General features: G+C 71.9%; 11 protein-coding genes. 6 read left to right on the top strand and 5 right to left on the bottom strand.

Translation table 11 applies throughout. The annotated features are described in order from the left end of the window. Positions 1-687: a hypothetical protein gene (locus KF837_24550; protein ID MBX3230516.1), complete on the top strand. Its 687-nt coding sequence runs from the start codon at positions 1-3 to the stop codon at positions 685-687. Here KF837_24550 and KF837_24545 read toward each other — a convergent pair. Beyond that, a complete protein-coding gene (locus KF837_24545; protein MBX3230515.1) occupies positions 684-2,735 on the bottom strand; it encodes a beta-galactosidase in 2,052 nt (683 codons plus the stop codon). The two genes, KF837_24550 and KF837_24545, sit on opposite strands and share 4 nt — an antisense overlap. Then, complete coding sequence (locus tag KF837_24540; GenBank protein ID MBX3230514.1) at positions 2,732-3,685, bottom strand: phosphotransferase; 954 nt, start codon at positions 3,683-3,685, stop codon at positions 2,732-2,734. The genes KF837_24545 and KF837_24540 overlap by 4 nt, the downstream gene beginning before the upstream one ends. Before the next feature lie 157 nt (positions 3,686-3,842). Here KF837_24540 and rsmG point away from each other — a divergent pair, with 157 nt between their 5' ends. Together rsmG and KF837_24530 are read left to right on the top strand one after the other, a co-directional pair. After that, positions 3,843-4,442 carry a 16S rRNA (guanine(527)-N(7))-methyltransferase RsmG gene (rsmG, locus tag KF837_24535; protein ID MBX3230513.1) on the top strand — a complete coding sequence of 200 codons (600 nt, stop codon included), beginning with the start codon at positions 3,843-3,845 and terminating at the stop codon, positions 4,440-4,442. Between the two features lie 25 nt (positions 4,443-4,467). Beyond that, positions 4,468-5,547, top strand: coding sequence for a hypothetical protein (locus KF837_24530; protein MBX3230512.1), 1,080 nt, complete (start codon positions 4,468-4,470; stop codon positions 5,545-5,547). A 111-nt stretch (positions 5,548-5,658) separates the two neighbouring features. On the opposite strand, the gene KF837_24525 is transcribed toward KF837_24530, so the two are convergent. Further along, complete coding sequence (locus tag KF837_24525; GenBank protein ID MBX3230511.1) at positions 5,659-6,588, bottom strand: bestrophin family protein; 930 nt, start codon at positions 6,586-6,588, stop codon at positions 5,659-5,661. A gap of 62 nt (positions 6,589-6,650) precedes the next feature. On the opposite strand from KF837_24525, the gene KF837_24520 reads away from it, so the two are divergent. Further along, on the top strand, positions 6,651-9,107 hold the full coding sequence (locus tag KF837_24520) for an ATP-dependent Clp protease ATP-binding subunit (protein MBX3230510.1): 2,457 nt from the start codon (positions 6,651-6,653) through the stop codon (positions 9,105-9,107). 39 nt (positions 9,108-9,146) lie between these two features. Continuing rightward, the gene (locus tag KF837_24515) at positions 9,147-10,082 is read left to right on the top strand and encodes an aspartyl protease family protein (protein MBX3230509.1); all 936 of its coding nucleotides are present in this window, start codon (positions 9,147-9,149) and stop codon (positions 10,080-10,082) included. 3 nt (positions 10,083-10,085) lie between these two features. Here KF837_24515 and KF837_24510 read toward each other — a convergent pair whose 3' ends face one another. Beyond that, on the bottom strand, positions 10,086-10,559 hold the full coding sequence (locus KF837_24510) for a MarR family transcriptional regulator (GenBank protein MBX3230508.1): 474 nt from the start codon (positions 10,557-10,559) through the stop codon (positions 10,086-10,088). Between the two features lie 2 nt (positions 10,560-10,561). Continuing rightward, a complete protein-coding gene (locus KF837_24505) occupies positions 10,562-12,328 on the bottom strand; it encodes a radical SAM protein (GenBank protein ID MBX3230507.1) in 1,767 nt (588 codons plus the stop codon). A gap of 130 nt (positions 12,329-12,458) precedes the next feature. Here KF837_24505 and KF837_24500 point away from each other — a divergent pair, with 130 nt between their 5' ends. After that, positions 12,459-13,763, top strand: a complete 1,305-nt coding sequence (locus KF837_24500) for a hypothetical protein (protein ID MBX3230506.1) — start codon at positions 12,459-12,461, stop codon at positions 13,761-13,763.

The raw sequence follows: 13,763 nt of genomic DNA, 5'->3' as shown, positions 1-13,763 counted from the left end.
ATGATCATGGGACGTATCACCTTCATCGTCGCCGCCCTCGCGCTCGTCGGAGGCGCGAGCGCATCGATCGTCGCCGGCTGCGGGAGCGACGATCCCGCCGCGATCCCGCCGCCGCCGGAGGCAGGCGCGAGCTCGTCGACCTCGTCGTCGAGCGGCGATCCCGGCTCGAGCACCTCGTCGACGAGCAGCAGCACCAGCTCGTCGGGCGGCGAAGACGCCGGCGACGCGGGCCCCACCCAGCCGACCGGTCCGACGTCGAACCCGGCCCGCTACACCTGCGGCTCGGTCGAGTGCGATGCAGGCGGTGGCGGGGGCGGGGGCGGGGGCGGCGGTCCGCACGTCTGCTGCGCGCGGCGCAACGCGGCGGAGAGCACGTGCACGCGCTCGAACAGCTGCAACAACACCGGCCAGGACGGCGGGCTCCAGATCCAGTGCGACGAGGAAGCCGACTGCCCGGGCCAACAGCGCTGCTGCTACGTCCGCCAGCAGCTCGGCGGCGGCGGAGGCGGCCTCACGTCGTTCAGCACCGAGTGCCGCAACCAGTGCCGCGTCGGCGGCCCCGGCTCGCCGGCGCTCCCGCGGTTGTGCAAGTCGAACGCGGAGTGCGGCGACGCCGGCGCTTGCGCCGAGAAGACGTGCGACGGCTTCAAGCTGTTCGTCTGCGGCACGCCCGACGGCTGCAACTAACCGACGACCGAGAACATCCGCGCGCTGCGGGCCGGCACTTCGATCACGAAGCCGCCGGCCTGCGCGTCGATCCGCGCCGCGTCGCGGGAGCGCGGCAACAGGTCGACGATCGACCTCACGTTCGCGCCGAGCCCCACCGTCGCGAGGACGGCGGTGGGCTCGGGGTTCATCACGAAGACGACCTGCGGCGCGCCCGCGTCGTCCTCGTGCACCGTCACGTGGACCGTCGGCGGATCGACGGGGAAGGTCGGGAGCCCGAGCTCGTCGACGTAGCGCGCGACGAGCGCGTCGGCGCGCGCGGGATCGTCGAGCGGCTCGAGGTCGAGGCCGCCGACGTCGTGCGGGCGATCGAGCGTGCGCATCGAGCCGTCGCGCGACGGGATGGAGGGGCCGATCGTCACCGCGGTGCCGCGCGCGTGCGCGTCGCGCAGCGTGTCGAGCACGTCGCGCTTGAGGCCGCCCGCGGTCGTGCAGACGATCCACGACGCGCCCTCGATCGAGGACACGAGCGCCTCGCCGCCGGCGTAGGCGAACGGGACGCCGCGCGCGAGCAGCGCACGCTCGAACGCGCGGACGAACGACTCTCCGACGATCGGCGCCGCTCCCCCGCCGAGCCCGAGGTCGTCCTCGAAGGAGGCCTCGAGCGGGCCCGCGCCGGCGACGTTGAAGAACGTCGGCGTCACCGGACCGAACGCGTGCGTCGCGCGCGAGAGGCGGCGGAGCGCGCGCGGCACGACGAGCCGCACCGGCGCGCGGCGGCGGAGGGTGTGGAAGCGGACCTTGTCGAGCGCGGCGATGAGCGCGCGGTAGTCGTCGGCGAAGCGGCGCGGGAGGCCGTGCTCGTCGATCGGCGCGCCGACCCAGCGATCGCGATCGACCGCCATGTACAGGTTGAAGCCGCGGAGCCCGTACGCGAGCGCGGCGCACAGCGTGTAGAGCGAGTCCGCCTCGTCGAGCGGCGGGAAGAACGGCGGGAAGCCGGCGCCGACCTCGGCCCCGAAGGCGGGCGCGCTGCGGCCGACGCTCCGCACGGCGAGCTCGCCGGTGCGCCGCAAGATCGAGAGGTGATGTTTCGGATCGGCGGGGTGGTAGTAGTCGAGGCCGACGAGGTCGACGACCTTCGCGATGCGCCCCGCGTTCAGCGCCGTCGCCGCCTCGCCGAGGGGGAGGTTGTGCATCGTCGGCACCGACGCGCAGCCCGCGTTCTCGAGCGCCTTCGCGAAGCGCGCCATCGCCTCGGCGAGGAGGTGCTCGTGGAACTCCATCCAGTCCATGTGGCGCGGGAGCTCGTCCGCCGTCGTCGCGTCGAAGCGCTGCGGCGGCGCCGCGGTCGCGAACGTGACGTTGGCCTCGTTCCACGCGTCGCGGAGCGCCTTCGCGCTCGAGTACTTCTCGCGGAGGAACGCGCGGAAGAGGCGGATCGCGTCGGGGTGGTAGTCCTGATCGTAGGGCCCGTCGCGGAAGTAGAGCGCGCCCTCGTTGTCGATCTGCCACATCACGATCGGGCCGTGCGGGTACTGGTGCTGCGCGAGCACGCGCCCGACCGCCTCGAACCACAGCGCGGCCTCGTCGTGGAAGGCGTCGCTCGCGTAGCTCGGGACCGGGAACGCGCTCGGGACCATCGGCAGCACGACCGGGTTGTCGCGCGGCGTCCGCGCCTGGCACTCGCGGTCCCACACCACGCGCTCGGGCAATCCGAAATACGTGAGCTCTGCGTTGATGTGAGGGCCGGGCCGGCAGATGACGTAGAGCCCGCGCTCGTGACAGAGCTTCATGAAGCGGGCGACGTCGAGGCGCGCGAAGCTCTGACCGAAGTCGAAGTCGCCCTGCGAGGTCTCGTGCACGCCCCACGGGACGTAGGTGTCGACGACGCGGAGGCCCATCGCCTTCATCGCGTCGAGGCACGGCGCCCAGTGCTCGGGGGCGTGGCGCCAGTAGTGCATCGCGCCGGCCCAGAGCGGGAGCACCTCTTCGCGTTGCGCGAGGAGGAGCCCGTGGGGATGGATCTCGACGGTGCGCGGCGGCGGCGCGTCGGAGCCGCGGCTCATCCGAGCTCGTCGCCCAGCGTGCGCCGCAACATCGCGTGGAGGGCGGCCATGTCCGGATCGTCCGGCGCGAGCCGCGCGAGCGCGCCGCCGACCTTCGCGATCGTCGGGGTGACGAACTTGAGGAACGACGGGTTGCCCTTCTGCCGATCGATGAACACGAAGCGCCCCGCGTCCTTGAGCTTCCGCTGCACGGTGACGAGATCGAACTCGGCGGGGAGGCCGTCGTACGCGCAGCCCGCGGCGGCGGCGTAGTCGCGGAGGCGCGCCTCGACGAAGGCGCGATCGAACTCCTGGTAGCTGTCGTTCAAGAGCGCGACGAGGTCGTAGACGCGCGGCCCGAGCAGCGCGTCCTGGAAGTCGATCCAGACGAGGCGCTTCTCGTCGACGACCATGAGGTTCCGCGACTGGTAGTCGCGATGGACGAACCCTCGCGGCAGCGCGGCGACGCGCTCGGCGAGCCGATCGGCGATGCCGTTCCACGCCTCCACGTCGGCGGCGGCGAGCGGCTTTTCGCGCGCGTCGAGCCCCCACTCCTTGAAGTGCTCGATCTCCCAGCGGAGCAGGTCGAAGTCGAAGTGGCGGCTCCCCACGACGCAACCTCGCGGGAGCGACGCGAGCTCCTTCTGCGCGCGCGCGAGGTCGGTGACCGCCTTGCGGTAGAGGTCCTCGCGATCGGCGGGGCGCTTGAGGAGCCAGTTCGCGAGCGTGTCGTCGCCGAGGTCTTCGAGGACGAGCCAGCCGCTGTCGGTGTCCTCCGCGAGGATGCGCGGGACGTCGACGCCGCGATCGGCGAGGAGGTCGCGCACCTCGAGGAACGGCCAGCGCGTCCCGGCGTGCGCCTTCTGCACCTCTTCGGGGCGGCCGCCTTCGGGGACGAACATCGCGACCGCGGTCTTGCCGCCGGGGAGCGTGAGCCGGAAGTACCGCCGCGTCGAGGCGCCCCCCGACATCGCGACGGACGCGACCTCCGCGCCGAACGTGCGCTGGACGAGGGCGGCGAGCGCCGCTTCGCTGGCGACGGCCGTGGGCTGGCTCGGGGACGGGGCGACGTAGCTCACGGGAGGAAAACCCTTACCTTTTCTGGGCCGGGGGCGCCACACTCACCGCATGGAGCTCCTCGCGGAAGCGGGCGTCCCGGAGGCTCGGCGCGACGCGATCGCGCGCTGGCTCGATCTCGTGCGGACGTGGAACGCGCGCATCGATCTGACCGCGGCGAAGGGCGATCGCGAGCTCGTCGATCTCATGGTCGCCGACGCGCTCGTCCTCGCGACGAAGATCGCAGACGGCGCGCGCGTCGTCGACGTCGGCAGCGGCGCGGGCGCGCCCGGCTTCGCGCTCGCGCTCCTCCGTCCCGATCTGAAGGTGACGCTCGTCGAGCCGCTCGCGAAGCGCGTCTCGTTCCTGCGCACCGCGATCGGCACCCTCGCGCGAACGGACGTGGAGCTCGTGCGCGCGAAGGCCGACGACGTCGTGAAGGAGCGAGGTCGCGCGTTCGACGTCGCGATCTCGCGCGCGACGCTCCCGCCGCCGGAGTGGCTGCCGGTCGGGCTCTCGCTCGCGCCCGTCGTGTGGACGCTCCTCGCGCGCGACGAGCCGCCCGCGTCACCGAACGCGACGCTCGACGACGACCTGACCTACACCTGGCCGCTCGGCGGCGCGGGGCGTCGCGCAGTCCGTCACCTGTTGCAAGACGCTACGTCTCGCTGAGGCGATGTCATGCAATGCTGCGCCGATGTTCGATCGCGGCGCCGCGCAGCTGCGCGTGGAGAGGCTCTGGAAGCTTGGCGCGAACTTCGGGACCGAGCGCGGAACGAACCGCGTCTACCTCGACGAGATCGTCAGCGATCGCATGCAGCTCACGTCGGGCCTGCAGGTCCTTCGTGACGAGCTGCAGTTCGCGGACGCGACGCCGCCGGTGGCGCACGACCGCGAGGCGTGCACGGCCGACTTCACGATCCCCTCCGTCGTCACGACGCTCGCGTGCACCAACTGCGGCGATCGCATCCACTACGGCGAGATGGATCACTACCAGCGCGTCGTCGCGAGCCGCTTCGCGACGCTCTCGGAGGTGGGCACGCTCAAGCCGGAGGCGTTCTCGCCGACCGGCGGCGGCACCGACGACGGCGGCGTGCTCGCGCACGTCACGTGGGCGCACGCGCTCGACGACGCGCTCCGGGCGCGCCTCTACGAGGGCAACTCCCAGAGCTACGTCCTCTGCGCCTTCGATCTCAAGACGCACGTGGGCCGCGACTACATCGACGGCACGACCGTCTACGGCAAGACGCGCGAGTCGCTCTGGCGCGAGCCGCGCGCGGCCTGCGGCGCGGTGATGGCGACGCTCCAGAAGTTCGACGGCGAGAGCGACGTCCACAAGCGCATCCGCACGAACCTCGGCGAGGCGGGCTACGAGCTCCTCGCGAAGAAGGGCGTGAGGTCGGAGGAGGGCGTCGAGATCACCGCCGCGGTGGCGGGCGCGATCGTCGCGGTGCAGGGCATCTACGACACCGCGCGCGCGTTGATGAAGGAGATGGACGAGCGCGGCATGGCGCACCTCACCGCGTCGATGACGATCAACCGCCCGGGCATGCCGGACCTGGTCCTCTACCTCGCGCGCGCCACCGTCTTCGGCGGCACCCTCACGACGCAGGGCTTCGGCGTCGACGCCTCGAAGTACGGCGGCCGCCTCGTCCAGATCCGAGACGAGAAGCGCCTCCAGCTCACCTACGACGGCATCACCGACGACAACTTCGAGATCGTCACCCAACCCTACGCCGTCCGCGAAGTCGCCCGAGAGCGCGACATTTATGTCTAGTTCGAGAGGGCTCTGCCCTCTCGAGCTCTCCCGCCGGGGGCCGTCGCGCGAAGACGCGCTCCGCGCCCCCGGGCCCCCGAGAGGGGCTCGAGAGGGGTTCGAGAGGGCCTCCTAGACCATCACGCCCTTGTTTGCGGCGGTCTTGGGGGGGATCTCGTCGCCGATGCCTTCGCGGAGGTTGCGCTCGATGGTGCGGGAGATCGCCTTCAGCGGCAGGTCGTTGATGTCCATGCCGAAGGGTTGCTCGAGCTCGTCGCCGACGCCGTCGAGGCCGAAGAAGCAGTACGAGACGATCAGGACGACCACCGGCGTCGCCCACTTGATCGCGTCCATCAGGCCGAAGGGCAGCGCGATGCAGTACACCGCGACGATGCGATGCAAGAGGACGGTGTACGAATACGGGATCGGCGTCGTCTTGATGCGCTCGCACGCGCCCTGCACGTCGGTGAGGACCGAGAGGGAGTGCTCGAGCAGCGGCGCGTGGTACACGTGCACCCAGCCCTTGCGGCGCGCCTCGAGGAGGCGGTTGCCGATCCGCTGCAGCATCGCGATCGGAACGTTGTCGACGCCCTCGTAGCGCTTCGCCTCCGCCTCCGGCAAGACGCGCGCGATGCGCGGGAGCGGAGCCATGTCGCGGAGGTGGTAGCGGAGCGCGTGCACGTACGCGATGACGTAGCGGACCATGTCCTTCTGGAAGGTCGAGAGCTCCTCCTGGTCCGCGTCCGGCGCCTCGATGAAGGTGACGAGCTGGCGCGCGAAGTTGCGCGTCTGGTTCACGAGCGTGCCCCAGAGCTTGCGGCCCTCCCAGAAGCGGTCGTACGCGGCGTTGTTGCGGAACCCGAGGAAGATGCCGAGCGGGAGGCCGATGAGCGTGAACGGCGTCGTCGTGATCGAGTAGTGGAGCTGCGGGATCGCCTCGTAGAGGTACGTGACGACCGTCGCGAGGAACGTGACCCCGGCGGTTCGCAGCCAGATGTGGGGGAGGGCGAAGCCTCCGAGCAAGACGGTTCGGATCCAGGACGGCTTGGCTTCGACCCACATCGCGTCCCGTGTCTATCAGGCTTTTTGGCCCAGCGCGGCAGGACATGCGATCCCGGAAAGCCATGCGGCCCGCGGCTCACCCGATCGCCCAAAGAGAGCAGGATCTTGCAGAAATTCGACGGATCGCGGAGGCGTCTGCGCGGGAGCGCGGTCAAAAAGCGACCACGACGCACCTCCTCGCCGCGCTCGCGACGGGGCGCGAGGAGGCGGCGCAGCTGCTCCTCGAACGCCGCCTCGACGCCGAGGTCATCCTCCGCGCCGCGCGCGTGACGACCGACGACGCGCCCGACGGCATCGCCCGCGCGATCCAGCGCGCGAAGGACGTCGCCGGGCGCACCGGAGCACGCGGCGACGCGCGCGCGATTCACCTCCTCTTCGCGCTCTGCCAGGAGCCGGGGACCGCCGCCCACCGCACGCTCGTGCAATGCGGCGCCGACATCACGCGCCTCCGCACCGCGTCGATGCAGCTCGCGATGGGCCTCGCGCCGCCGCGCCGCCCGATGCCCGTCCCCGCCCTTCGCACGATCGTCGCGTCGCCGCCGCCGCCTGCCTCGACGCGTCGCAGCGGCGTCGTCCCCGTCGCGATGCCGGTGCCCGCGAAGCCGAAGGTCGCGCCCGCGAAGCCGGCCCCGCTCCCCGCCAAGGCGAAGAAGCAACAGAAGGCGACCGTACCGACGCCTCGCTTCGAGCTGGACGCGAAGCAGTACCCGCTCCTCACCGCGATCGGGAAGAACCTCACCGCCCTCGCCGCGAGGGGCGAGCTCGATCCGGTCGTCGGACGCGAGCCGGAGATCGAGCGCGTGCTCGACGTGCTCGCGAAGCGTGAGCGCAGCAACGCGTGCCTCGTCGGCGGACCCGGCGTCGGGAAGACGAGCGTCGCGCGCGGGCTCGCGCAGCGGATCGCCGACGGCGACGACGTCGCGTGCTTCGAGGACAGCATCGTGATCGGGCTCGAGCCGACCGCGCTCCTCGCCGGGACCGGCGTGCGCGGCTCGCTCGCCGAGCGCATCGCGCAGGTGAAGAGCGAGATCGCGAAGGCCAAGGCCGAGACGCCGCCGCGCCGCGTCCTCGTGTTCTTCGACGAGGTCCACGTCCTGTTCGGGCCCGACGCCGGCGACGAGGCCGCGTCCGAGCTCAAGCTCGCGCTCGGACGCGGCGACATCGCGTGCATCGGGGCGACGACGGAGCACGACTACCGGCGCACGATCGACGCCGACCCCGGGCTCGCGCGGTGCTTCACCCCGATCGAGGTGACCGAGCTCGGACCGGAGGAGGCGATGCTCGCGACGATGGGCGTCGCGCCCCTCTTCGAGAAGCATCACGGTTGCACCTTCAGTGAAGACGCGATCGCGAAGTCGATCACGTGGAGCGTCCGCTACCTCCCGAACAAGGCGCTCCCCGACAAGGCGGTCCAGATCCTCGACCTCGCCGGCGCGCGCACGCGGCGGCGCGGCGAGAAGAAGGTGGAGGCGGAGCAGGTCGCCGAGGTCGTGAGCGAGCTCGCCGGCGTGCCGGAGGAGCGGCTGCTCGAGACCGACGCGGAGCGGCTCCTCCGGATCGAGGAGCTCCTCGGACAGCGCATCGTCGGGCATCGCTTCGCGCTCGAGAAGATCGCGACCGTGCTCCGGCGCAACGCCTCCGGGTTCCGATCGCGGCGCCCGATCGGGACGTTCCTCCTCCTCGGCCCGACCGGCGTCGGCAAGACGGAGACGGCGAAGGCGATCGCGGAGTGCCTATTCCACTCCGCGGACGCGATGACGCGCCTCGACCTCTCCGAGTACGCCGAGTCCCACGCCATCGCGCGCCTCGTCGGCGCGCCGCCCGGCTACGTCGGCCACGACTCCGGCGGACAGCTCACCGAGTCGGTGCGGCGGCGGCCGTACCAGGTCGTGCTCCTCGACGAGATCGAGAAGGCGCACCGCGACGTGCTCGAGGGCTTCCTCGGCGTGTTCGACGAAGGGCGCCTCACCGACGGCCGCGGCCGCACGGTGGACTTCACCAACACCGTCATCCTCCTCACCTCGAACATCGGCGCCGAGATCTCCCCCGTCGCGCACACGCGCGGACGGATCGGGTTCGGCGCGCCGCGCCGCGATCACGCCCACGAGGAGCGCGAGACGAACCGCTACCGCGAGGCCGTCACCGACGCGGCACGAAAGGCGCTCCCGCCCGAGCTCTTCAACCGCCTCGACGAGGTCCTCGCCTTCGCGCCGCTCACGCGGAGCGACGTCGCCGAGGTCGCGCGGCGCATCCTGAGGACGCTCGCGCGCGACCTCGAGAACGCGCGCGGGGTGAAGCTCGACGCGAGCGCGGCCGCGGTCGACGCGCTCCTCGACGCGGGCGGCTTCGATCCCGAGATGGGCGCGCGACCGATGCGGCGCGCGATCGGGCGGCTCATCGAGGCGCCGATCGCGGAGATGCTGCTGAAAGGTGAGCTCCGCCGCGGCGACGTCGCGACGGTGGACGTCGAGGACGGCGCGATCATCGTCGATGCCGTGACTCCCGGCTCCGCAGGCTAGGCTTTCGTCATTCGTCCGCTCCTCCTCGTCCTCGCGCTCGTGTTGCTCGGAGGCTGCGCCGAAACGGCGTCGTCGTCGAAGCCGCGCCTCGCCGCCGCGACGCCGGGGAAGCTCACGAAGCGCGCGCTGATCCGCTACGACATCCGCGGGCGGCCGTTCCCCCTCCCCGTCGTCACGGGCCACGTCGCGGGGCAGCCGGTGCTGATGCTCGTCGACACCGGCGCGAACTCGCACGTGATCGCGGGGTGGCTCGCGCGCAAGCTCGGGCTGCCGATGAAGAAGCTCGGCGACATCGGGACCGACCACGTCGGGAAATCGATCGCCGCCTACCGCCTCGACGGCGTCGACATCGCGATCGACGACTGGGGCAAGCTCGCGACGACGACGCTCCTCGCGACCGAGGTCCCGCCCGTCATCGAGAAGCTCGGCATCGGCGCCTTCATCTCGCCGCAGCGCCTCGAAGAGGAGGGCGACGCCGTCGTCCTCGACCTCGCGAAGGGAGAGCTCCGCTCGGCGTGGTGGGACGAGAGCCTGCGCGAGATGGCGGACAAAGGGGTCCGCCTCTTCGACGTCGATCAGGGCCGCACGTGCGAGGACTCGGAGGGACCGGTGCGCGGGCTCGCGTACGTGATGCCGTCCGTGATCGAGCAGCAGAAGGTGTCCTTGCTCGTCGACACCGGCGCGCAGCACTCCGACGTGTTCATCGGCTCGTCCGCCGGCCAGCGGCTGCTCCCGCAGAGCACGCCCAACAAGGAGGCGATGTACACCGCGTCGGGCCCGATCACGGCGCGGAAGATCGCGAACGCGCGCATCACGACCGGCTCGTTCAGCGTCACCGCCAACGTCGATCTCATCCAGGGCGCCGCCGACGCGTCGTGCCCGCGCGACGGCGTCCTCGCGATGGACGTGCTGCGCTCGTGCTCGCTCCTCTTGGGCCGGACGAGGATCGTCGGCCGCTGCGCGCCGTCGAAGTAGCAATCAGCGATCGGAGCGCGCGAGCTCTTCGGCGATGGCGGCGATGACCGAGCGCGCCGCGTCGATCGTGGCCGGCTCGATCCGCGAGAGCGCGCGGCGCACCGCCGCCTCGACCGTGCCCGCCTGCGTCGCGTCGATCTCCTCGCCCGGCGGCAGGAGCGCGAAGCGCGAGACGCGCGCGTCGGCGGGATCGCGCTCGCGGCGGATGAAGCCGCGCTCGGTCAGGCGCTTCAGCACGCCGGTGAGCGTGCTCGGATGGACGTGCACGAGCTCCGCGAGGCGTCCCGCGGCGATGTCGGGATAGCGGCCGATGAGCCGGAGGATCACGCGCTGCATCCCCGTGACGCCGAGCTCGACCTCCATCCGCTTCGAGCGACGCTGGAGACCGTGGTCGAGCGCCCAGAGGACGCGCATGAAGTCGAGCGCGGCGCCGAGCGCCGCCGGGTCCATCTTCGCGCGTGACGACCTGTCCGGCATCGTCAGCGCGCCACCAGCGGCAAACGAACCCGCTTCGCGGTCACGGTGCCGAGCGCGGGAGCGAGCGGGAGGTCCTGCCCCTTCGCGTAGACGGGGTGACGCCCGCGCGTCCGGTTCCACTCCGCCACCGTCGCGGTCGCCTTCATCTTCTCGACGACCTGACGCCAGCCGACGCCGGTGTTGTACGCGCAGAAGCTGATCTCCCCCATCTGCGTGCCGTACGGGATGATGCACATCTCGGTGCGACGGAAGTCGTAGTTGTAGAGGTCCTGGAACCACATCCCGGCGACGAAGAGGACGCGCCAGCGGAACTCGCCCGCGTCGCTCTCGTGCTCGCCGACCGCCTTTCCACGCGCGCCAGTCTGGCTCAGGAATTGTTTCACCAGCGTTGCGAACGGCACCGGCGACCGCGCCGCGTCGAAGCTCTTGAGCAGCGCGAGCACGAGCTCGGCGAGGGTGAACGCGCGGCCGCCGGCGGCGTCGGTGACGTCCTGGAGATCGGAGAGGAGCGCCTCGAGGTCGAGGAACTCGGTCAGCGGCACCGCGCGCTTCGTCTCCTTGTCGACGAAGAGGATCGTGCCGATCCCGCAGTTCGGGTGGCAGCCGCACTTCATCGATCCCCAGTCCGCGCGCTCGCCGAGGAGGTGGTCGGTGAGGTCGCTGAACGGCCCCATCGCCGAGAGCGGGAACCAGTCGCGGAGCGGCTCGGTGTGGCCGGTCTGCTCCTTCACGTCGCGCGCGAGGTGGGAGAGGGTGTAGCGCTGCCGCGCGCGCACGTCGTCGGCGACGTCCTCGTCGCGCCCGGTGAAGCTCACCGGCTGGAAGGAGACGACGGTGACCTTGTCCGCGTTCTCGATCGCGAAGTCGATGATGCGCCCGACCTCGTGGTCGTTCACGCCGCCCACGACGGTGACGACGAGGATGACGTCGATCCCGGCGGCGTGGAGGTTCTCGATCGCGCGGACCTTCACGTCGTAGAGGTTCCCCACCTTCCGGTGCGCGTTCACCTCGTTGCCGACGCCGTCGAACTGGAGGTACGCCATGCGGAGGCCGGCCTCCTTCGCCTCGCGCGCGAACGCGGGGTCCTGCGCGAAGCGGACGCCGTTCGTCGCGCACTGGACGGCGAAGAAGCCCTTCTCGCGCGCGTAGCGGACGGCGCGGAGGAAGTGCGGCGACAGCGTGGGCTCGCCGCCCGAGAACTGGATGCTCATCTGGCGGCGCGGCTGCACCGTGAGCGCGTCGTCGAGGATCTTCGCGATCTCGTCCCATTCGAGCTCGTGGACGTAGCCGACCTGGTTCGCGTCCATGAAGCACGGATCGCACATCATGTTGCAGCGGTTCGTGAGGTCCACCGTGAGCACGCTGCCGCGGCCGTACTGGATGCTCGAGGAGCCGTGCTCGCGGAGCGACGTCGGCGGCGAGCGGAAGTCGCGGCCGGGGTAGAGGCGCTCGATGCGGCGGAGGAACTCGGCGTCGATCGCCATCACGTCCTCGAAGGCGCCGTGGGTGGGGCAGGTCTTCTTCATGAGGACCTTCCCGTCCTCCTCGACGATGCGCGCGCGGATCTCGCCGGGGCGGCCGTCGACGAGGGTGCGGAGATCGCGCTTGCCGGAGAGCACGTCGGCGCGGACCTCCGCGACGCAGCGCGGACAGAGCGAGTCGGTCTCGCGCGGGAACCCGAGCTCGGGGAACGATCGCTCGCGGCGCTTGAGGAGCGGACCGGGCGCCCAGGCCGGCTGCGGCGCCGGCCGCTCCACCGCACGGTTCAGGCGCTGTACCCACGGCCAGAGCCGGCGCGCGGCTGCGCTGAGGGTGCGTTCGAGCACGCGAACACGTTAGTACAGAATGGCTGTTGTATCGCGATCGTCGTGAAGTGCCGCGCTAGACTCGCGCGCCGTCATGCGTGTCCCGCTCGTGGCCCTCGTCTTCGTCGTCGGTTGTGGAGGGCCCGCCGCGGCCGCGAGGCCGGCGGCGGCGCCCGACGATCCTGCCGCGTTCGATCGCGGCGAGGACGAGGTCCTGCGCGACCTCGCCGCGATCGACCGGCGCTTCGCGCGCCGCGCGCGGATCGAGCCGTCCGAGGACGACCTCCGCCGCGTCGCGATGGCGGCGATCCTCCACGAAGACCCGACCCTCGCCGTCAACGACGGGCGCATCGATCCGTTCTCGTTCGACGCCCGCGCGCGCGGGCTCGACGCGGTGAAGCAGAAGCTCGCGAAGCTCCCCCCCGGCGGCGCCGAGCGCGAGCTCGTCGCGCGGCTCGTCGACGGCGAGTCGGCGCGGCTCGAGGAGGAGCGCGCCATCCCCCGCTCCGCGAGCGCGCTCGTGCGCGCGATCGTCGAGACGTGGTCGGCGCCGAAGGACGAACGCGAGGCGGCGGAGGACGATCGCTGGCTCGCGCGGCGCCTCGGCGAGCTCACCGCCGCGATGACGGAGGCGGCGGACCCGGCCCGCGCGCTCGACGTCGTGCGCGCGCGCGAGCTCGACGACGCGCTCGACGCGCTCGAGCACATCGCGTCGGCGCCCGGGTTCGTCGAGACGACGAAGGCGCTCGTGCGCATGCGCGACGCGCTCGAGGAGATCGCGTCGAAGCCGGCGGCGAAGGCGGCGCGCGACTGGGAGGTCGTCGCGCGGCGCCTCCGCGCGCAGGTCGGGGTGACGGCCTCGCCCGAGGAGCTGTCGGCGGCGTTCGCGGCGCTCGAGGCGGAGCTCCGCGCGAAGGCGGAGCCGGCCGTGAAGGCGGCGGGGCTCGGACGCGACGCGCTCGGCGACGCGCTCGACGAGCAGCTCTTCGTCCAAGGCGCGTGCGTCGACGCGGTGCCGGGGTCGCGCGTGCGATCGATGGCGGCGCCGCGCGAGCGCGAGCCGGCGTGCCACCTGCGGAAGCTCGCGGCGGGGGTCGATCAGGCGCTCGCGCTCGCGGCGATGCACGACCACGTCGTCGTCGCCGCGTGGGCGCTCGACGTCGCGCGCGGCGCCGGCGCGATCGCCGACGTCGAGGCGAAGCATCGCCTCCTCGTCCCGGTGCTCCCCGACACGCTCGGCCGGCTCGAGCGGATCGCGCTCGCGCGCCCCGCCACCGCGATCGGCGCCGGCGTCGCGGTCCGCATCCTCGCCGCCGGCGATCCCGCCGCGCGCGCGAAGGCGTGGTCCGCGCTCGGCGACGTTCCCCTCGACATCGCGGAGCGCGAGCTCGCGAAGTAA

Origin of the sequence: Labilithrix sp., from assembly GCA_019637155.1 — a bacterium.
GTDB lineage: Bacteria > Myxococcota_A > Polyangia > Polyangiales > Polyangiaceae > Labilithrix.
This window is presented reverse-complemented; position numbering and strand designations above follow the sequence as displayed.